Here is an 18,464-nt window from a genome sequence, read left to right on the forward strand (position 1 = left end):
TTCCGCGATGGGTAGAATTAGAGATCAAGCAAAATGTCGCCTTGTGGGCGGCTGCAGCACGCCAGGATATAGCCTGCCGATTTGTCCTCCAAGGTCAGTCCGCCTAGGTCATCCATGACGACTTCGCCGGACAGCTTGGCGATCCGGCACGTACCGCAAACTCCCTGCTGGCAAGCGGTTGGGACATAGACGCCACATTGGCGCGCCGCTTCCAGCAGGGTCTCTCCGGGCGCGCAGTGATATGCAAGGCCGGAGCGGGCGAAGCGGACCGAAGACGAAACCTTTGAATCCGATAGCGAACGCGAAATGTTGCCGCCCCCGAAGCTCTCCTCATGATACTGTGAAGGGGCGAGCCCGATTGCATCGAGGCAGCCGCGTGCAGCCTTCATGTAGGATTCCGGCCCACAGGCAAAAATCATACGGCTGTGGAGATCGGGAACCAAGGTCAGGAGCATCTCACTGTTAATTCGCCCGGTTGGACCCGTCCAGGCCGGGTCTCCGTGACTGCAAATGCAAGTCACATGAACGTTGGGAAAGCGAGCGGCATGTGCGTCCAGTTCGAGCCGAAAAATGATGTCGTCCGGCGTTCTCGCACTATGAATGAAGTGGATATCCTGGTCGGCTGCGCGGTCGGTAAATGCGCGCAGCATTGACATGACGGGAGTTATCCCGCTGCCACCTGAGAGGAAGAGGGACTTTGCATGCGGCAGATCGTCGAGATTGAACGAGCCGAGCGGCCCTTCGATCTCGATCCCGTCGCCCGGCTTCAAGTTGTCATGGAGCCAATTCGAAACGAGCCCGCCCGGCGTGCGTTTCACGGTGATCTGTAGGTCGAGCGGTCGCGTCGGCGGTGACGAAACGGAGTAGGAGCGCGTCACCGCGGCACCGTTGATCCTAAGGTGCACCAGAACATACTGGCCAGCGCTGAAGCAGAACATCCGATCTGAAGTGGGTGTGAGAACGAATGTTTTCACATCGTGCGTTTCGTCGATCACGCGCCGGCAGAGCACAAGCTGCGGTGTGGTCTGTGCCCAATGCCGGTGACGCTTTGTTGGGACGAAGCCGGAGGCTGCAAAGGCCGCGTATGCATTCATCAGTCAACTCGGGTTTGAAGTCGAGCCAAGATGCCACTTCAAACCCCGCTGAACAGCCGCGCAATCCTGCCTTTATGATCGGTAATTTCGATTAGACTTCCAGTGACATTACAGCAACCTGGAGAGCTCGGATGCCTTTGCGGATGATGGGTTCGTGTTTGCGGCGCGCGAGTATCGCGGTGTGGACTGGCTGGTGCAGCGTCGGCGCTCCCTCGACGAGAAACGATGGGAGTTCAGCAGTGAACCTGCGCGCATCGTCGCTACGCATATAGCAGGTGCCGCCCGTTCGTCGGAGCATGATCTCCGCCAGAGTTTCCGATCCCGTCGAAAGCCGACAGATCGCCAACTCGGCCAGCAGCTCTGCGTGCGTCTTTTCCAGCACGGCGGTGTAGCCCGGGCGAATGTAGGTTTCAGGGTCGACATCGGACAGCGTTCTGGCAGCCGTCGAAACCATCACATATTCCTCGACCATCAGGTGCTCGTAGGCGATCTCAGGCAGGTAACGAGGTGCATAAAGCACGGCGATATCGAGATTTCCCATGCTTAGGTCGCTGACCATCTGGTTCGAATAATCCGACTCGACATGGATCGAGGATTTTGGAAGGGCCTGGCACAGTGTCTCGACCCATCCCGGCAGAACCGAGCGGGTCATGCCTACCTGTGCGGCGATGCGCAAGGTGCCCTCGAACCGGTTGAACGCTCGCACGTCGTGTCGAGCTTGCGACCAGGTCGACAGCAGGGACCTGGCGTAAGCTTCGAACCGCCGTCCGGCGGCTGTGGGCTCAGCACCGGCGCGCCCGCGCTGGAAGAGCTCGGACCCGATCGCGCTCTCCAGATTCTTGATCCGGGTGCTGATCGTCGACTGGGTCAATCCCAGCCGATCGGCGGTGCGATTGAAGTTTCGCGACTCGATGATGTCGAGAAAGGTTTCGATGTGATCTAACTGCACGTTACCTCCAATCGAAAAAGTCGATCATATTGCGCTGGATCATAAGCTTGATCAAACAATACTCAAGGCGGAAGCTGGACGCGGTGAAATCGGCCGGCAGATCGACCAGGCTGAAGCTACGGAGCTGAGCAACGTGTTCATAGTCGACTGCGATTGTCACAATTACTGGTCAAGCGCCACTGTACTGGAGCCCTACCTTTCCGGCCTGTGGAAGGACATGTTCGTCGAAGGCGAGAAAACAGGTCCCGTTGGCGCCTTCCCGCATGGCCATCGTCCCTGGTTTCATCCGCAGGACTTCTCCCGCAAGGACGTCCGTCCGAAAACTGAAGCCGACAACTATCTCATCATGAAGGAAAAACACCTCGACAAGTACAAGGTCGACGTGGCGATCCTGACCGGCGATGAGCCGATCGAGGCGTCTACCCTCGCCAACCCCTATTATGCCAGCGCTCTCGTCAGCGCCTACAATGACTACCAGATCGACCACTGGCTGCCGAAGGACGATCGCTTCGTGGGCTCGATCATCATTGCGCCACAGGATCCGAAGCTCGCGGCCATCGAGATACGCCGCTTGGGCAATCATCCGCGCATGGTTCAGGTTCTTGCCTCGCAAGGCTCCGTCAAGCCCTATGGCGATCCGTTTTACCATCCAATTTATGAGGCTTGCGCCGAGGTCGGGCTGCCCTTTGCCATTCATCTGGGCGGCCATGGCGGCGTGAACTCGACCGCGATTGCTCCGGCCCCGACGACATTCTTCTGGGAGACCCATGCCATCCTGCACATGTCGGCCATTTCGCATGTCGCAAGCATGATTGCGCATGGCGTCTTCGAAAAATGGCCGGACCTCTACTTCGTCGTCATCGAATGCGGCGTCGCCTGGGTGCCATCGGTATTGTGGCGCCTGGACGCCGACTACCAAGCCCTACGCAAAGAGACGCCATGGCTGAAAATGCTGCCGTCCGAATATTGCCGGCGCAACATCCGCTTTTCCACGCAGCCGCTGGAGCAGCCCGCAAATATTCAGCATCTCTGGTCCACTCTCGAGGCGATGGACGGCGAAAATACGCTGATGTTTGCCTCCGACTATCCGCATTGGGACTATGACGATGCCAACACGCTGCAAATCCCTCCTGCCTGGAAGAGCAAGATCATGGGGCTGAATGCGCTGGAGGTTTACAAGCGCATCCCGCGCGCGCAAGCGGCGAATGCTGCCTGAGGAAGCAGACGATGCCTGAGAAGACATACATCTGTAGAGTCGACGAGATCGAAACCGGATCTCCCTTCATCGCCAAGATCCGCAGCCTTTCGGTCGGCGTTTTCCGCATCGGAGATTCATTCCACGCGCTGCTGAATGTTTGTCCGCACCGCGGCGCTCCGCTTTGCGAGGGGCCGCAATGCGGAACAACTGCACCGGTCGAAGGGGCGCAATTCATCTATCACCGCGAAAACGAGATCGTGCGCTGCGCCTGGCATGGCTGGGAATTCGACATCAAATCAGGCGCGGCCCTGGTCGATCCGTCCGTTCGCGCGCGCACATTTCCAGTCACCGTCGAGGCGGGCAGCATCTATGTGACAGCCTGATCGAGGTGCGGATTTGAGCGGTCAGAAGAAAGGGTGATCGCGGCTGACGAGCAGATTTCTTCACAGGTGCTTGACGAACAATAACGCGGAAAATCCGCAACGGGAGAGTCAAATGTCAGAATCTGAATACAAGCTTGGTATCGCTCAAAGCCTGATTGGTCGCGGCAAGATTTCCCGTCGCGACTTCATTCATCTTGGGCTGGCCGCTGGGCTGACGGTCACCGCTGCGGACAAGCTCTTCGTCAGCACGGCCCGGGCCGAACCGCTGCAGGGCGGCTTCGCCAAGCTCGGCATGGCACATGGCGCGACGACGGATTCGATCGATCCGGCCGGCTACCCGGACACATTCACACAAACCGCGTTCTCGGGCTCGATGTCCAACAGCCTCACCGAGGTCGACGCGAAAGGCAACGTCCAGCCGGACCTTGCCGAGAGCTTTGAATCATCGGACGGGGCCAAAACCTGGGTCTTCAAGCTGCGCAAGGGCGCAACCTTCCACAACGGCAAGAATGTCACGGCGGACGACGTCGTGGCTTCGCTGCGCTATCATATGGGCGACGAAACCAAATCGGCGGCGAAGCCGCTGCTTGAGCCCGTAGCCAGCATCAAGGCGGACGGCCCGGAGACGGTTGTCTTCACGCTCAAGAGCGGCAACGCCGACTTCCCCTACATCATGAGTGACTACCATCTGGTCATCATGCCGGCCAAGGACGGCAAGGCGGATTGGGGATCAGGCGTTCGCACCGGTGCTTTCGTGCTTGAGAACTTCCAGCCCGGAGTTTCGGCCAAGCTCAAGCGCAATCCGAACTACTTCAAGAACGGCAAGCCCTATCTCGACGAGGTGGAGTTCATCGCCGTCACCGATCTCGCCGCTCGCATGGCCGCGTTATCGACAGGGGAGGTGGACTATATTGGCCGCGCCGACCTCAAGACCCTAGGCATGTTGAAACGCAACCCCAAGGTGGAGATCGTCGAGGTCACCGGCTATGGCCATTATACGTTGCCGATGAATGTCACGATGGCGCCGTTCGACAATCCGGACGTCCGAATGGCCTTGAAATGGGCGATCAACCGTCAGGAGATCGTCGACAAGATTTTTCTCGGCCACGCCACCGTGGCCAACGACAACCCGATCGCGCCGGCAATCAAATTCGCCACGAATCCGCAGCCGCAACACAGTTTCGATCCGGAGAAAGCCAAGCATTATCTGAAAAAGGCCGGAATGGAAAAACTGAAGGTGGACCTCTCGGTCGCCGATGCCGCTTTTGCAGGCGCTGTGGACGCGGCTGCGCTCATCCGCGAAACGGCCGCCCAGTGCGGCATCGACGTAAACGTGGTGCGCGAGGCCGAGGACGCCTATTGGGACAATGTCTGGCTCAAGAAACCTTGGTGCGCTTCTTATTGGAGCGGTCGCGCGACGGCCGACTGGATGTTCACGCAAGCCTTCGCCGCGGACTCCAGCTGGAACGAGTCGTTCTGGAAAAATCCCCGCTTCAACGAGTTGCTTGTCCAGGCGCGCGCCGAGACCGACGAGGCCAAGCGGGCGGCAATGTATGCTGAGATGCAGCAACTGACCCATGATGATGGCGGCAGCATCGTACTGGTCTTCAACAATTTCGTCAGCGCCAAATCCAATAAGCTCGCACATGGCGAAGTGGCGCCGAACTGGGAGAACGATGGACTGAAGATGGCCGAACGCTGGTGGATCGCCACTGCGTGAGAGTGCGGGCCGGACCCGCGATGGTTGCGAGGGTCCGGTTGGCCCCGGTGTGCCCTGCCGGATGTGGGAGGGCAGCGGCCGCAACGGGAAATGCGTACCCATGAACCCCGTCGCAAGAACGGTTCTGCAGCGCCTTGGCCTCGGCCTGGTCACGCTGTTCATCGTGTCCATCATTATCTTCTCGGCGATCGCAATGCTGCCGGGCGACTTCGCCAAGGCGACGCTCGGGCAATCCGCGACACCCGAAACGGTCGCCGCCTTCCAGCGAGAAATTGGCATCGACCGTCCGCCTGTCGAGCGCTACTTCGTCTGGGTCGGGCAGATGCTCCACGGGGATTTCGGCTCTTCGTTCGCGAGCCGCACCGGGTATCGGCGCACCGTGGCCGAGATCATCGCGCCGCGCCTCTACAATACGATGTTCCTCGCGTCGATGACCGCGCTGATCGCAGTTCCGCTGGCCCTGGGACTTGGCATCCTCGCTGCGCTCTACCGCAATGGCTGGTTCGACCGGCTGGTGAACGCAGTGACGCTGACAACCATTTCGTTCCCGGAGTTTTTCGTCGCCTATATGCTTGCCTACCTGGTCATCTCGCGCGACACGTTCATCGGATCCGAGTTCGCACAATCCCTGCCGCACTGGCTCGCAGTGTCACTGAACTGGATACTCAACGCAGTTCCCAAGTTCCCGACCTTGTCCAACGTGAACGACCAGACGCCGTTCTGGAATCACGTCTGGAGAGTAGCTTTGCCGGCAACCACGCTTACGCTCGTCATCGTCGCCCACATGATGCGCATGACACGAGCGGCGATCATCAACATGCTGGCAAGCCCCTATATCGACATGGCGCGGCTGAAGGGAATGTCGCCCATGGCCATCGTACTCAGGCATGCCTTGCCCAACGCATGGGCTCCGATCGTCACGGTGGTGGCGTTCAATCTTGCTTATCTGGTCGTCGGAGTGGTCGTTGTCGAAGTGGTGTTCGTCTATCCCGGCATCGGTCAGCTGATGGTTGATGCGGTCAAATCCAGGGATGTTCCGGTTGTCCAGGCCTGCGCCCTGATTTTCGCGGCGACCTACATCCTGCTCAATCTGACTGCCGACATCATTTCGATCGCCACCAATCCAAGGCTCTTGCATCCACGATGACCAGCTACGAACCCATCGCTCAGGTTCACAGGCTGAGGCGCTCGCGCGCCACCCGGGCCAAAACGGCGCTGAAGAAGGCACCCTTCAGTGCCTGGTTCGGCATCCTCGTCATCATCGGCTATGTCATCGTTGCGGTGTTCGCGCACTGGATCGCCCCATACGGCGAAACGCAGGTCTTCAGCGAAGCCTTCGCACCGTGGAGCCAGCAGTTCAAACTGGGAACCGACCAGCTCGGCCGCGATATGCTCACACGCTTGATTTACGGTGCGCGCAACACCATCGGTATCGCCGTCGCGACCACACTGCTGTCCTTCGCCGTCGGCGTCTCGCTCGGCCTTCTTGCCGCATTGTACAGGGGATGGCTCGACCAGATACTGTCGCGTGCGGTGGACGTGTTGATGTCGATCCCAAGCCTGATCTTCGCCCTGGTGCTGCTTTCGATCTTCGGGTCGTCGATCACCAGCCTGATAATCATCATTGCGCTGCTCGATTCCACCCGCGTCTTTCGGCTCGCACGCGCCGTCGGGCTTAACGTAGCAGTGATGGAATATGTCGAGGTGGCGCGATTGCGCGGCGAAGGCCCGAAATGGATCATCGCCAAGGAAATCCTTCCCAATGTCATGCCGCCGCTGGTCGCGGAGTTCGGCTTGCGATTTTGCTTCGTATTCCTCACGATCGCGGCACTGTCCTTCCTGGGCGTCGGCATTCAGCCGCCGACCGCCGATTGGGGATCGATGGTGCGCGAGAATGCAACCCTGATCACCTACGGCGATGTCACGCCGCTGCTGCCGGCCGGCGCGATTGCCCTCCTCACGGTATCCGTGAATTTCGTCGTCGACTGGTTCCTGCACGCAACAAGCGGGTTGCGGGATGAAAGGTAGCGGTCCGGCCTCGCGCGAAAAAGGTAAGGATCTACTTCAGATCCGCAATCTCCATGTGGAGGGCTTCTCGGACGAGCGATGGCATCCCATTGTCCGCGGGGTCGATCTGGCGCTGAAGCGGGGGGAGGTTCTTGGCCTGATCGGCGAGTCAGGCGCCGGCAAATCCACCATTGGCCTCGCCGCGATGGGTTACGCCAAGCCGGGCTGCCGTATCACACAGGGCTCGATCCTGTTCGACGGGCTCGATCTTCTGGCACTCAGCGAAACAGGGCGGCGTCGCCTCAGAGGCTCCCGTATCGCCTATGTCGCACAAAGCGCCGCGGCCTCTTTCAATCCGGCCCACCGGCTCCTCGACCAGACTGTCGAAACTGTGGTGGCGCATGGGATTGCCAGCCGAGAGAAAGCGAACCGGAGTGCCGTCGATCTTTATCGGCGTCTTCAGCTTCCAGACCCGGAGACCATCGGCTTTCGCTATCCTCATCAGGTTTCCGGCGGACAGTTGCAACGGGCAATGACCGCGATGGCGATGGCCTGTCGTCCGGACCTCATCGTCTTCGACGAGCCAACGACGGCGCTCGATGTGACGACGCAGGTCGAAGTTCTCGCCTCCATTCGCAATGTCGTGGAGGAATTCAACACGGCTGCAATTTATGTGACGCATGATCTGGCGGTGGTGGCGCAAATGGCGGACCGCATCATGGTTTTGCGCGATGGACTTACCGTGGAGGAGGCTGAAACACGCCAGATGCTCGCCTCGCCCAGCCAGGAATATACCAAAACGCTCTGGGCCGTGCGCAAGCTCGCCAAGCCCGAAGTTCCGGCCGATGAATATCTGCTTACGATAGACAACGTCACCGCGGCTTACGCGCGGAGGGTCAAGGTGCTCCAGGATGTCTCCATCAAAGTTCCACGTGGACGAACAGTGGCTGTGGTCGGCGAATCCGGTTCCGGGAAATCGACGCTCGCTCGCGTCGTTACCGGCCTGTTGCCGCCGCTGTCGGGGTCGATTTCCTTTGCCGGCCAGGCCCTTTCCAAGACCCTGGAGACCCGCCCAAAAGAGATTCTGCGTCGCATACAGATGATTTATCAAATGCCCGACAACGCGCTAAATCCGCGCCAGACGGTCGAAGAAGTCATAGCTCGGCCGCTTGAATTCTATCTTGGCCTCAAGGGAGCGCAGCGGGATCGGCGGATCGGCGAACTCATGCACATGGTCGAGATGAGCGAAACTTACTTGGATCGTGTGCCGGCCGAACTGTCGGGGGGCCAGAAGCAGCGCGTTTGCATCGCCCGAGCGTTGGCCGCCGATCCGGAACTGATCATCTGCGACGAAATCACGTCTGCGCTCGACCAGATTGTGCAGGAGGAAATCCTCAAGCTGTTAATGCGGCTTCAGCGCGAGCTCGGCATGAGCTACATTTTCATCACCCATGACATTGCCACCGTGCGGGCGATCGCCGACGAGATTGTGGTCATGCACCAGGGGAAAGTCGTTGAGCAGGGATTAAAGAGCGAAATTCTCACGCCGCCGCATGCCCCCTATACCGAACGGCTTTTATCCTCCGTGCCGGAAATGGATCCGGATTGGCTGACAAGGCTGCTGGCCAGCCGGGGCTGAGGACGCATTGTTATTCAACGCGAATGAACGCAAGCTGCGGATCGGGCGGCATGACAGGTCCTCCGAAACGCCCTCATTGAATCGGCCTGGTCGGTCTTCCGCCGTGCCGCCTTGACACTGACGGATGCGCGACCAGCGGACTTCCGCTTCGCTTCCACCAGCCGACAGGGCTAAACTGGCATAGAACGACAATCGCAGGATTTTGGCTCAAGTGAGCCCGTGCCGGACGAGGTGGCGAACGACCGGGGAAAACATCTGCTGGCCGATATAAGACCCGATGTTCGCATTTTCGAAGATCGCTTGGGCGGTAACGGCATCCTCGACTATGGGGATACCTGCCTCGCGCGCCTGAGCCATCATATCTTCGGCCGCACGGCCCTGACCCTTGCCGACAATTGTCGGCACAGGCGTTTCGCCCTTGACGTAGCGCAAGGCCACGGCGCGGTCGCCTGACACCAAGACGATGACCGCGTTTTTCACACCTAGCTTCGCAGGCTGCATCACTGCTTCGCGCCGCTGTCGCTGCTGTTCACGGCGGATCAATGGATCGCCTTCGAGATCTTTGTGTTCGCGCTTGTATTCGGTTGTTGTCATGCGCATGTCCCGTAGGAACAGCCAGCGCTGAATAGGAACATCGATCAAGCCGATGACGATAAAGGCCAGGGCGGCGGCAGTCCCGAGAGGTGTCATCACCGCCTTGATGGTCGGCTCCAGGCATGTCTGACCACAGCCTGGCGCATCGAAGAGAGGCTGTAGCCAGGCGATCAGGATGAATACGAAAAGGCTTGCCAGGAACACCACCTTGACGAGGCCCTTGGCGAACTCGATGACATTGCGGAGCGACAGGATCTTCTGAAGGCCCTTCGCTGGGTTTATGCGATCGAACTGCGGCTTGAGCGGCTCGAACGAGAAGACCGGCCCGAACGTGGCCAGCATGCCGAAGGCTACGGTGAGAACCACAACGATGCCGACTAGCGGCAATGTGGCAAGCATCAGCAATGAGAACGAGTGGTGGATGGCACGCAGGCTGACCTCCTCGAAAGAGCCGCCGGGCACCGTCACAGTCTGCACGAGTTCCGAAAGATATTTGAAGAGCAGCGGCCAGCAAAAATAGAGATAGCCAAGCGCTGCGAAAAGAGTGAAGCCGGATACCAGGTCGCGGCTTTGCGAAACCTGGCCCTTGCGGCGGGCGTCACGAAGCTTCTTGTCGGACGCCGGTAATTTCTTTTCCTCAGCTTCTTCGGCCATGTTGCAATCTTACCGCACTATCGTGGTTCCAGTCGGCCGATGCCCTGTGTAAGGTGGGACAGGCTTGAATACGGAGAGGTGGATTTGCGGTTGCGTGTCGTATTCATGCCAGTCGTCGTCGCGCTGGCGCTGAGCGGTTGCCAGACGACCCAAACCGGCTCCGTGCAGGCCAAGGCGCAGGGCCCATCGTCTCAATCCGAGCGCCTGATCAAGCTTGCCGACGATATTGATGCGCGCGGAGAAAGTGATACCGCCATCGCGCTCTACCAGCGCGCCGCAGCAATGCCGGGCGCCAAGGCGAGCGCGTTCGTCAAGACAGGCGACGCTTACATGCGGGCAGGCTATCCTGCCGATGCCGCCAAAGCTTATCGGGCCGCGCTGGCCAAAGCTCCCAATGACGGGGGAGCAATGCTTGGGCTTGGCTCGGCGATGATGGAGGTAGGCGATATCGATGCAGGCATGCGCGCGCTTGCGCAGGCAGCGCCGCTGGTCAACACCAGTGGCGCCTACAACCGATTGGGCGTTGCGCAGACTTTCGCCGGGCAGACAGGGCAGGCGCAGGAGACTTTCGCCCAGGCGTTGAGACTTGCGCCGGGCGATCTTGACGTCGAGACCAACATGGCATTGGCGGCAGCCCTCGAAGACAATTCCGCTGCGGCGCTGCCGCTGGTGCAGAAAATTGCCGCCGCTCCCAATGCGCAATTGCACCACAAGCGCAACATTGTGGTGGTGTACGGGCTTCTTGGCCAGGCCGACCAGGTCAAGGCCTCGCCGCCAATCGGGCTGACGACCAAGGAGGTGGCCACCCTGCTTGCCCGCGCAAGAACCATTCGGCTGAAGGGCAGCACTCAGGCCAAAGCGAAGGCGCTCGGCTCCATCCTCGGCTAGCGAATCGGGCCGGAGGGCCTGAAGCGATCTTCCGCCAAGCGCGACGCGTAGGGTGACACTACGCGGGCGAATACCGCGCCGGCTCACTCGACTGGGAGCGTTGTTTGCGGCACCGACGGCGCGCTGTTGGCGCCGCCTATCGGAGCCTCCTCGCCATCGAGGTAGCGACGGGCCGCGCGCGCGGTCGGTGCCGCCGCCGCCGGGCCCATGCGGCGGCCTTCTACGAGGTCACGCTGGCTTTCGGACATCCGCTGAAGATTGAAGGCATTGGCGCAACCGGGCGGCAGATGGGAGCCGACGCCGGAGACGATCGTCAGATTCGTCTTGGCAGCAGAGTTGTCGTCGTCGGCTGGCTCGGCCAGACAGGCATCGGGAGCAAGAACTGAGCCGCCGACACCTTTCTCGGAGCCGCCTGCATCCGTCGAAACATAGTTGTAGCCAGGCGAATAATCCTGCCGCTGTTGCGGGCTACTCGCGCAGCCGGCCAGAACCAGCGCTGGAACAACGCAGAAAAATGCGATGGGGGATGTCATATCCGGTCCTCGTTACTTGATGATCAGACCCGTCGCCGATGCGTCATTGGCGTGCTTGCGGCTGCGGTGCTTGGCTGCCGGACGATCAAGCGGCGTGGCGAGGCTGTCGCGCACCGGTTCCACCAGATAGGGCGTAATCAAAATGACCAGTTCGGTCTCTTCGTGCTGGAAACGCTGTGATTGAAAAAGCGGGCCAAGCACCGGTACATCGCCCAGCACCGGAAACTTTTCCAGATTGCGCGAAGTCCGCTGCTGGAAAAGGCCGGCGATCGCAAATGTCTGACCGCTCGCCACTTCGACCGTGGTGTCGGCCTTGCGCACGACGAAACTCGGCATGGCGAAACCGTTGGCGCTTACGGATCCGGTCTCAGATAGAGAACTGACTTCCGGCTGGACATGGAGCGCGATGCGATTGCGGCCGATCAGCGTCGGGGTGAAGCCGAGGGACACGCCGAAGGGCTTGTATTGGACGGTGACGACGTCGGTTCCTTGCGGGATCGGAACCGGAATTTCGCCACCGGCGAGAAAGCTTGCCGTCTGACCGGTCATGGCCGTCAGGTTCGGTTCGGCCAGTATCTTGACGATGCCGTTGCGTTGCAGGGCTTCGATCAGAATGTCGAAGTTGAGGCCATGCGCCTGGTCCATGTTCAAACCGAAATTGCCGTTCCCAGAGGGCACGCCATTGTCCTGGAACATGTTGAATTCGAAGCCGCCGCTCCTGTAGCCGACAGACCAGTCGACGCCGTACGACTGCAGCTCCGTGCGCGAGACTTCGGCGAAGCGAACCCGGATGTTGACTTGCTGTGAGCCCTGCACGGTCATGTTGTTCAGCGGCGGCTGTTCCGGCGGCGAGAAGGTCCGGGCGACATTGTCCAGATCCGTTGCCTCATCGACGCCTCGCGCCTCGCCTGTGGCAACGATGCGGGTGCCAAAAATGTGGAGATTTGTCGCCGAGCTCGGCTGCATTGCTTGCTTGGCTTCGGTAGCAGGCGTGACATCGGGGGTGACGCGGAACTGGGCCGTTGCCTCGATCCGCTCATCGGCCGTGACCGCAATGAGGTTGGTCAGGCCGGGTTTGAGGCCGAACACATAGACCATGCTCGGCGACACGACCTGAAGGTCCGCGATCGTGGTATCGGCGATCAGCACGGATTCGACCGGGTCATTGAACCGCAACAGGCGTCCTTGCCCGACCGGCAAGCCGATCGTTGGTTTGCTCGGCAAGGGCGATATGTTCTGTGCTGTCGCGTCGGCCCCTATGAGCAACAACGCCAGCAGAACGCCAATCGTCGCGATAGCGAGCCGGCCTAAATCTGCCCGCCTGGCGAAAGCGGCTGATCCAACGCCTGCCGCGGTACTGTGGAATGTCATGCCGTTCCTCTCCTGAATCCCCGATGTCCCCATCCGTCCGGCTGGCGTCAGGAGGGTGCCTCCTGCGCGGCTTTCGCCTGAGCCGACGGGAGCGGCTGGGAGACGATGCGCGCGCTGGCTTTGCCGGAGCGGCCGGCGATCGTGGCCAGCGGCTGGACATTGAATTCCTGTGCGAGCTCCTGGAAGGACAGAACCGGAAGCTCGATGGCATTGTGTGTGAGCAGGCTGCGCATGTGACGGCGCACATCCATCGCGGCGAGGACGACCGGCGAGACGTCGGTGGTGTTCTGCGACAGGGCTCGCTCGATTTCGGTGATCAAAGCCTGCGCATCATCGTCCGAAAGGTTCAGGAAGGTGCCGGTCGATGTGCTTTGCACTGCGTTTCGCAGGATATCCTCGGCCGACCGCTGCAGCACATAGGCGGCGATGATGTTGTTGCGGCCGGCGCAGCGGAAGCTGATCTGACGCTTCAAGGATGTGCGGACATATTCCGTCAGCAAGACGACGTCCTGTTCGCGTTGTCCCCATTCGATCAGGGCCTCGAGGATAAGGCGCAGATTGCGGATCGGCACGTTTTCGCCGACGAGCCGGCGAAGCACTTCCGCGATCTTCTGGAGCGGCACGATCTCCTGCGCCTGCCTGACCAGATCGGCATAGTCCGGTTCCATGTCCGAGAGCAGCCTGCGTGTCTCCTGAATCCCGACGAAATGGCCGGCATATAGACGAAGTGCATTGCCGGTCCATTTGGCCGCTGTTTGCACCGGCGTTGAGAAGACGAAGCCGGCCTCCTTCAATGCCGACAGGTGGCTGTCATTGGCCCACACGAATTTGCGCTGACCGGCAATCGGAGAACCTTTTTCGTAGGGTATTTCGAGCAGATCGAGATGCGTCGTGTCCGCTTCGACAAGAACACGGTTGGCACGAATTTCGGCATCCAAGATGGGCGCACCTTCCAGATCGACACGGACGCTTCGTGGCGAAAGCATCTCGTCGACGTGCATACCGATGGCCGGAACGTCGACACCGAGATCACCGAAGAGGTCGCGGCGCACGCCGTCGGCGAGCGCGGCAAATTCGAGCTCCGGGACCAAGCGTCCGAGCTCGGTTCCGAAGCGCACGACGACGCGGTAGGACGGAGACAGTGTTGCGGTGGAGATTGCCGAAAGCGACGCGGAATTCCCCCGCTGTGCAGGCGCGGCGATATGGCCGATATCTTGAGCCTCGGATTCCTGGGCGGTGCGGCGATTGATTGCATAGGCGCCGGCTCCGCAGCAGGCACCAAGGACTAGGAAGGCGATGGAGGGGAAGCCTGGCACCATGGCAAGGCCGACCATGATCACCGCGGCGAGCGCGAGCGCGCGGGAGTCGCGCAGCAGCTGGCTGGTTATTTGCCGGCCAAGATCGCCCGTTCCGTCCGCGCTGCCGACGCGCGTCACCATTGTGCCGGCGGCCAGAGCGACGAGCAGTGCAGGTATCTGCGCCACCAGGCCGTCGCCCACGGTGAGCAGCGTGTAGGTCGCAGCCGCGTCGCCGATCGACATATCGTGCTGCAGCGTACCGACTGCGAAACCACCGATCAGGTTGACCAGAATGATCACAATGCCTGCGATCACGTCCCCCTTGACGAATTTCATGGCGCCATCCATTGCGCCAAACAGCTGGCTCTCGCGCTCTAGCTGCTGGCGCAGTTGGCGTGCCTCCGCCTGATCGATGTCGCCGTTGCGCAACTCGGCATCGATGCTCATCTGCTTGCCCGGCAGCGCATCGAGCGTGAAGCGCGCGGCCACCTCGGCGACGCGTTCGGCACCCCGCGCAACAACGATGAACTGCGCAACAGTGATGATCAGGAAGATGACGAGGCCCACCGCAATGCTGCCACCGACGACGAAGGTGCCGAAGGCGGCAATGATCTCGCCTGCGTCGGCCTGGAGCAGGATGAGTCGCGTGGTCGTGATCGTGATCGCCAGCCGGAACAAAGTGGCGATGAGGATGACCGACGGCAGTGACGAAAACTGGAGTGGATGAGAAACGTAGAACGAGGCCAGCAGGATAAGCACGCTGATGGCGATGTTTGCGGTGATGAGAATGTCGACGAGAAACGTCGGCAATGGAATGAGCATCATCACCACCGCGACGAGCATCAGGATGGCAATGACCAGATCGCTGCGGCGTGACAGCCTGGCAAGAAATTGCATCAGTCGTTCCGAGACGGTCATCCGACGCCTCGTTGCGACAGGAAGTTAAGCAAGGCACTGCGCGCCTCCGTCTTGCGCCCCGCCACGAGCAAGGCGCGGCTCTTCAGCAATGTAAGCACCGGGTGATCCATTCCTTCCAAGGTCTCCAGCCTGGCAATCGTGGCAAGCGCCTTTTCCGCCTCGCCATCGAGTATGAGAAGGTGCGCCAACGTTCTGAGGACGCCGGCATTTCCCGGCGAGAGCTGTGCAGCAATAAGCAGGTAGGCCGCGCCCCGCTTTGCCTGCCCGTGACACCCGTAGAGATAGCCTAGGACATGCAAAAGATGCACGGTGTCACGCGGCTCGGTCAGAGTTCTATCCTTCCTGCATGCGACCAAGCAGATCGCGATGACGCTCGATTTCATCCTCCATCAGCGTTCTGGCGAGCGTCTTGAGTTGCTCCCCGCCCTCCAGGCTTGGGACCAGGTGCGTTACAAGATGCTGGAGAATAGGCACGGAGCGACGCAGGATGGCTGGTTCGGGAATATTGGGCATGACGAAATTGGCGAGTATCTCGTCGAGCGACTCGCCGGCCGCACCTTGAGAAGCCTGGAATTCCGCCGTTTCCGGCCTTTCTGCACCGGCGGCTGATTTCGTCCCCTGAGCACGGTTTGCTGCTTTGTCGACCCCATTCATCCGCCGCCGGCTGATGGCCTGGCCCCGCACACCTTCCGCCTGCCGCCCCTCGCGGCCCGCCGTGTCAACCCGTGCCGTGTCGAATCGTGCCGCTTCAAGCCGCCGGTTCACGGATATTTCAGCGCGACCGTGGCGCCGCCCTTGGTCAGGAAAAGTTCGGTTTCGCCGATGTGTTTGACGGCCCAGCCGTCATCGGTGAATGCACCTTCGTGATAGCGCGCCCCATCGGCTGCGATGACGTAGGGCCGCTCGCCATACCAGATCGCCTGCAGCCTCAGGCGCGGGGCCTGCTGCGCATTGCCAACCATGACGTTTGAGATGAGGGGAAGGTAAGCGCCGAACGACTGATCGAACCAGGATTGCGTTTGTGCCCAGACATCACTCTTGTCATTCGGGATCATACCCGAGACCACGAGGCGTCCCTCCGATTGCAGAACCGTTAATGTGCTTATGCCGGATTGCTCGAGGCGCAGCTTGAGCTGGCTTTCCGCTTCGGCGGCAGTGTGGATTTGCGCTGGCGATGAATCGTCCAGGATTTTTTCCCCTGCCTGGCCGACGAAAGCCACTCTGACTGGTTGCCCGTCTTGAGAGGACGCCTTTGCGCCAATCTCTTGCTTGGCGAAAGAAAACCCGTTCGCGGCAACGGAAATTGCGAGAACCGCACAGAGAACGCTGCTCGCGACCAGCAGCGGGCGATTGGCAAAGGACCATCGATTGGGTACGCGTTGCAGGCTGACCAGCTTGATGCGCGCCTCGCCAACACTTATGGTGAGCGGCAGCCTGCAGCGGCTGCCATGTCCCTCATGGATGGTCTCGCCCGTGGCCAACGTGACATCGCCGCCGACGGCTTCGATTTCAACTTGGCTGCCCTTGCGCCGCAGCCTTGCGTGAATCGGTGCGATGCCGGCATCGCGCAGGACAATGTCCGACTCAGTGCTGGAGCCGATCGTATATTGTGGCTCGACCAGACTGACTTCGGCGCCGGCGTGAAATCCGTGGGTCACGCTCAGCGCAATGGAATGTCCGGTTTCCGGAGAGGGGGCGATGATCGATCCGAGTCGGCGCGCCGGCGCTGCTGGTTCCAGATGTTTGGTGATAGGACGAGCGGTCATGCCACTTCATCTCCCGCCGATGACCATTTCAAATGCGGCCTGATGACGGCGCTGAAAAAATTGCGCCGTGCAAAGTACGCCGCCGGGTGCTTGCGGCGGCGCATGGTTCGGGAATCCGCCGCCTTAGGCCTTTTCAGCCGACTGGCCGAGCGTCCTGGCGGTGCTCATCAGCATGTCATGCTGGGATTTCGCGATCTCTTTCGTGATCTCCAGGCCAAACATGCGCTCCTGGTGCTTGATCATCTTGTCCAGGTTCTGTTCCGGCGACCCTGCTGAGCCGGAGGTAATGGGAGGGGTAGCAGCCATCATTGTCTCCTTGAGGGACTATCCAAGTTGCAAACTCCGGACTCACATCGCTGCAGTCCGGAGGGTTGCGAAGGCAGCTTAAGGCAGCATGGCCGAAAATGAAAGTCCAGTTGGAATATTTGAGACACTTCGGTTCCAACTGTTGCGTCGCCTGTGTTCAAGGAGTACCTTGGCAGGTGGGTGAATGGGGTTTCAGAATGGAAAAAGGTCCTTTGGCCGAGCTTTTGGTCGAACGGTTCGAGACTATGCCACCGCAGTTGCGGGTCGCCGCACGTTTCGTGCTGGATCATCCCAAGGATGTCGCACTGATGTCGATGCGCGAGCAGGCGCACCAGGCCGGCGTTTCGCACAGCACGATGATGCGGCTGGCGCGATGGATTGGCCTTGAAGGCTACGAAGATATGCGCAGCCTTTATGCGCGCGCGCTGCGCGAGACCATCGCGGGCGAGCCGGCGCGACAGGGTATCGGACAGCATGGCGATCCGGGATATTCGACTGCCGGCGTCGTTGCCGACACGCTCGCCGCCCAGATCTCAAGCCTTGGCGAATACGGCAACGCCATGCAGTTCATCGCGGCAGCCGGTCTGCTCGCCCGGTCACGCGATCTGTTCGCTGTCGGCTCGCGCGCCGCCTATCCGGTCGCGAGCCACTTCGTTCACATCATGTCCTTGCTGGCTGGCACCGACTGCAAGGTGACGCTTGTCGGCGAGATGGCCGGACCGGGCCTGGATGCCCTCCAGCACGCGGGACGCGGCGCGGTACTTCTTGCGGTGGGCCTATCGCCCTACGAGCGCACGACGATCGACGTTGCGCGCCAGTCGGCTCGGCAGGGCATCGGCGTGGTGGCGATCACCGACAGCAGCGTGTCGCCGCTGACACAGATCGCGCGGGAAACAATTATCGTTACGTCAAATTCGCAGTCGTTCTTCCGAAGCATGGCGCCGGCGTTCGCCGCCGTCGAGATTCTGGCGGCGCTGGCGGCAGCGCAGTCTGAAACGAACGCCGCAGAACGGGTAAAACAGTCGGAAGAGCAGCTTGCTGCTTTCGGCATTTATTGGAAGCCCCCTCGATAACATCCGAAAGGTTGCGATCGGGCGGGCGTGACGGCAGCCAGGCTGCCGGCAACGTTAATTTCCGGAGATCTTC

The 18,464-nt window shown here is 60.5% G+C and carries 18 protein-coding genes; 8 read left to right on the plus strand and 10 right to left on the minus strand.

The genetic code is table 11. The features are described from left to right. Positions 1-17: 17 nt before the first annotated feature. Positions 18-1,094 carry an FAD-binding oxidoreductase gene (locus NKH16_RS18240; RefSeq protein ID WP_352900889.1) on the minus strand — a complete coding sequence of 359 codons (1,077 nt, stop codon included), beginning with the start codon at positions 1,092-1,094 and terminating at the stop codon, positions 18-20. A 91-nt stretch (positions 1,095-1,185) separates the two neighbouring features. Then, positions 1,186-2,043 carry a LysR family transcriptional regulator gene (locus NKH16_RS18245; RefSeq protein ID WP_292653663.1) on the minus strand — a complete coding sequence of 286 codons (858 nt, stop codon included), beginning with the start codon at positions 2,041-2,043 and terminating at the stop codon, positions 1,186-1,188. A 133-nt stretch (positions 2,044-2,176) separates the two neighbouring features. Here NKH16_RS18245 and NKH16_RS18250 point away from each other — a divergent pair, with 133 nt between their 5' ends. The 6 genes from NKH16_RS18250 to NKH16_RS18275 all read left to right on the plus strand — a co-directional run bounded on the left by NKH16_RS18250 (position 2,177) and on the right by NKH16_RS18275 (position 8,990). After that, positions 2,177-3,259, plus strand: a complete 1,083-nt coding sequence (locus NKH16_RS18250) for an amidohydrolase family protein (protein ID WP_352900892.1) — start codon at positions 2,177-2,179, stop codon at positions 3,257-3,259. A gap of 11 nt (positions 3,260-3,270) precedes the next feature. Continuing rightward, positions 3,271-3,624 carry a Rieske (2Fe-2S) protein gene (locus tag NKH16_RS18255; protein WP_352449152.1) on the plus strand — a complete coding sequence of 118 codons (354 nt, stop codon included), beginning with the start codon at positions 3,271-3,273 and terminating at the stop codon, positions 3,622-3,624. 112 nt (positions 3,625-3,736) lie between these two features. Continuing rightward, positions 3,737-5,344: an ABC transporter substrate-binding protein gene (locus NKH16_RS18260; RefSeq protein ID WP_352874317.1), complete on the plus strand. Its 1,608-nt coding sequence runs from the start codon at positions 3,737-3,739 to the stop codon at positions 5,342-5,344. 100 nt (positions 5,345-5,444) lie between these two features. Then, positions 5,445-6,491 (plus strand): ABC transporter permease, encoded by a 1,047-nt coding sequence (locus NKH16_RS18265; protein ID WP_352449150.1) that lies wholly within the window; start codon positions 5,445-5,447, stop codon positions 6,489-6,491. Next, entirely contained in the window at positions 6,488-7,372 is an 885-nt protein-coding gene (locus NKH16_RS18270) for an ABC transporter permease (protein ID WP_352449149.1), read from the plus strand. Before NKH16_RS18265 ends, NKH16_RS18270 begins: the two co-directional genes overlap by 4 nt. Continuing rightward, positions 7,362-8,990, plus strand: a complete 1,629-nt coding sequence (locus NKH16_RS18275) for an ABC transporter ATP-binding protein (protein WP_352900895.1) — start codon at positions 7,362-7,364, stop codon at positions 8,988-8,990. Before NKH16_RS18270 ends, NKH16_RS18275 begins: the two co-directional genes overlap by 11 nt. A gap of 207 nt (positions 8,991-9,197) precedes the next feature. On the opposite strand, the gene NKH16_RS18280 is transcribed toward NKH16_RS18275, so the two are convergent. After that, positions 9,198-10,238: an EscU/YscU/HrcU family type III secretion system export apparatus switch protein gene (locus tag NKH16_RS18280; protein ID WP_352449147.1), complete on the minus strand. Its 1,041-nt coding sequence runs from the start codon at positions 10,236-10,238 to the stop codon at positions 9,198-9,200. 90 nt (positions 10,239-10,328) lie between these two features. Between NKH16_RS18280 and NKH16_RS18285 the strand changes: the two genes are divergently transcribed. Then, positions 10,329-11,126 (plus strand): tetratricopeptide repeat protein, encoded by a 798-nt coding sequence (locus NKH16_RS18285; protein ID WP_352449146.1) that lies wholly within the window; start codon positions 10,329-10,331, stop codon positions 11,124-11,126. 83 nt (positions 11,127-11,209) lie between these two features. Here NKH16_RS18285 and NKH16_RS18290 read toward each other — a convergent pair whose 3' ends face one another. The 7 genes from NKH16_RS18290 to NKH16_RS18320 all read right to left on the minus strand — a co-directional run bounded on the left by NKH16_RS18290 (position 11,210) and on the right by NKH16_RS18320 (position 17,318). Next, positions 11,210-11,659, minus strand: coding sequence for a hypothetical protein (locus tag NKH16_RS18290; protein WP_352449145.1), 450 nt, complete (start codon positions 11,657-11,659; stop codon positions 11,210-11,212). A gap of 12 nt (positions 11,660-11,671) precedes the next feature. Beyond that, the gene (locus NKH16_RS18295; RefSeq protein ID WP_352449144.1) at positions 11,672-13,030 is read right to left on the minus strand and encodes a type II and III secretion system protein family protein; all 1,359 of its coding nucleotides are present in this window, start codon (positions 13,028-13,030) and stop codon (positions 11,672-11,674) included. A 47-nt stretch (positions 13,031-13,077) separates the two neighbouring features. Then, on the minus strand, positions 13,078-15,225 hold the full coding sequence (gene sctV / locus NKH16_RS18300) for a type III secretion system export apparatus subunit SctV (protein WP_352900900.1): 2,148 nt from the start codon (positions 15,223-15,225) through the stop codon (positions 13,078-13,080). A 17-nt stretch (positions 15,226-15,242) separates the two neighbouring features. After that, positions 15,243-15,434, minus strand: coding sequence for a hypothetical protein (locus NKH16_RS18305; protein WP_352874323.1), 192 nt, complete (start codon positions 15,432-15,434; stop codon positions 15,243-15,245). Positions 15,435-15,579: 145 nt separating this feature from the next. Continuing rightward, complete coding sequence (locus NKH16_RS18310; RefSeq protein ID WP_352449141.1) at positions 15,580-16,011, minus strand: hypothetical protein; 432 nt, start codon at positions 16,009-16,011, stop codon at positions 15,580-15,582. Next, positions 16,008-17,012: a SctD/MshK family protein gene (locus NKH16_RS18315; protein WP_352749238.1), complete on the minus strand. Its 1,005-nt coding sequence runs from the start codon at positions 17,010-17,012 to the stop codon at positions 16,008-16,010. The genes NKH16_RS18310 and NKH16_RS18315 overlap by 4 nt, the downstream gene beginning before the upstream one ends. A 123-nt stretch (positions 17,013-17,135) precedes the next feature. After that, complete coding sequence (locus tag NKH16_RS18320) at positions 17,136-17,318, minus strand: hypothetical protein (protein WP_126092905.1); 183 nt, start codon at positions 17,316-17,318, stop codon at positions 17,136-17,138. 197 nt (positions 17,319-17,515) lie between these two features. On the opposite strand from NKH16_RS18320, the gene NKH16_RS18325 reads away from it, so the two are divergent. Next, entirely contained in the window at positions 17,516-18,391 is an 876-nt protein-coding gene (locus tag NKH16_RS18325) for a MurR/RpiR family transcriptional regulator (protein WP_352449139.1), read from the plus strand. Positions 18,392-18,464 lie beyond the last annotated feature (73 nt).

Origin of the sequence: Mesorhizobium sp. M1307, from assembly GCF_040318155.1 — a bacterium.
Taxonomy (GTDB): domain Bacteria; phylum Pseudomonadota; class Alphaproteobacteria; order Rhizobiales; family Rhizobiaceae; genus Mesorhizobium.

What these genes read in the sequence shown, in the direction of transcription:
- NKH16_RS18255 (WP_352449152.1), top strand. Translation starts at nt 3,271, where the DNA reads ATGCCTGAGAAGACATACATCTGTAGAGTCGACGAGATCGAAACCGGA.
- NKH16_RS18320 (WP_126092905.1), bottom strand. Translation starts at nt 17,318, where the DNA reads ATGGCTGCTACCCCTCCCATTACCTCCGGCTCAGCAGGGTCGCCGGAA.
- NKH16_RS18275 (WP_352900895.1), top strand. Translation starts at nt 7,362, where the DNA reads ATGAAAGGTAGCGGTCCGGCCTCGCGCGAAAAAGGTAAGGATCTACTT.
- NKH16_RS18265 (WP_352449150.1), top strand. Translation starts at nt 5,445, where the DNA reads ATGAACCCCGTCGCAAGAACGGTTCTGCAGCGCCTTGGCCTCGGCCTG.
- NKH16_RS18260 (WP_352874317.1), top strand. Translation starts at nt 3,737, where the DNA reads ATGTCAGAATCTGAATACAAGCTTGGTATCGCTCAAAGCCTGATTGGT.
- NKH16_RS18240 (WP_352900889.1), bottom strand. Translation starts at nt 1,094, where the DNA reads ATGAATGCATACGCGGCCTTTGCAGCCTCCGGCTTCGTCCCAACAAAG.
- NKH16_RS18270 (WP_352449149.1), top strand. Translation starts at nt 6,488, where the DNA reads ATGACCAGCTACGAACCCATCGCTCAGGTTCACAGGCTGAGGCGCTCG.
- NKH16_RS18325 (WP_352449139.1), top strand. Translation starts at nt 17,516, where the DNA reads ATGGAAAAAGGTCCTTTGGCCGAGCTTTTGGTCGAACGGTTCGAGACT.
- sctV (WP_352900900.1), bottom strand. Translation starts at nt 15,225, where the DNA reads ATGCAATTTCTTGCCAGGCTGTCACGCCGCAGCGATCTGGTCATTGCC.
- NKH16_RS18280 (WP_352449147.1), bottom strand. Translation starts at nt 10,238, where the DNA reads ATGGCCGAAGAAGCTGAGGAAAAGAAATTACCGGCGTCCGACAAGAAG.
- NKH16_RS18290 (WP_352449145.1), bottom strand. Translation starts at nt 11,659, where the DNA reads ATGACATCCCCCATCGCATTTTTCTGCGTTGTTCCAGCGCTGGTTCTG.
- NKH16_RS18295 (WP_352449144.1), bottom strand. Translation starts at nt 13,030, where the DNA reads ATGACATTCCACAGTACCGCGGCAGGCGTTGGATCAGCCGCTTTCGCC.
- NKH16_RS18315 (WP_352749238.1), bottom strand. Translation starts at nt 17,012, where the DNA reads ATGACCGCTCGTCCTATCACCAAACATCTGGAACCAGCAGCGCCGGCG.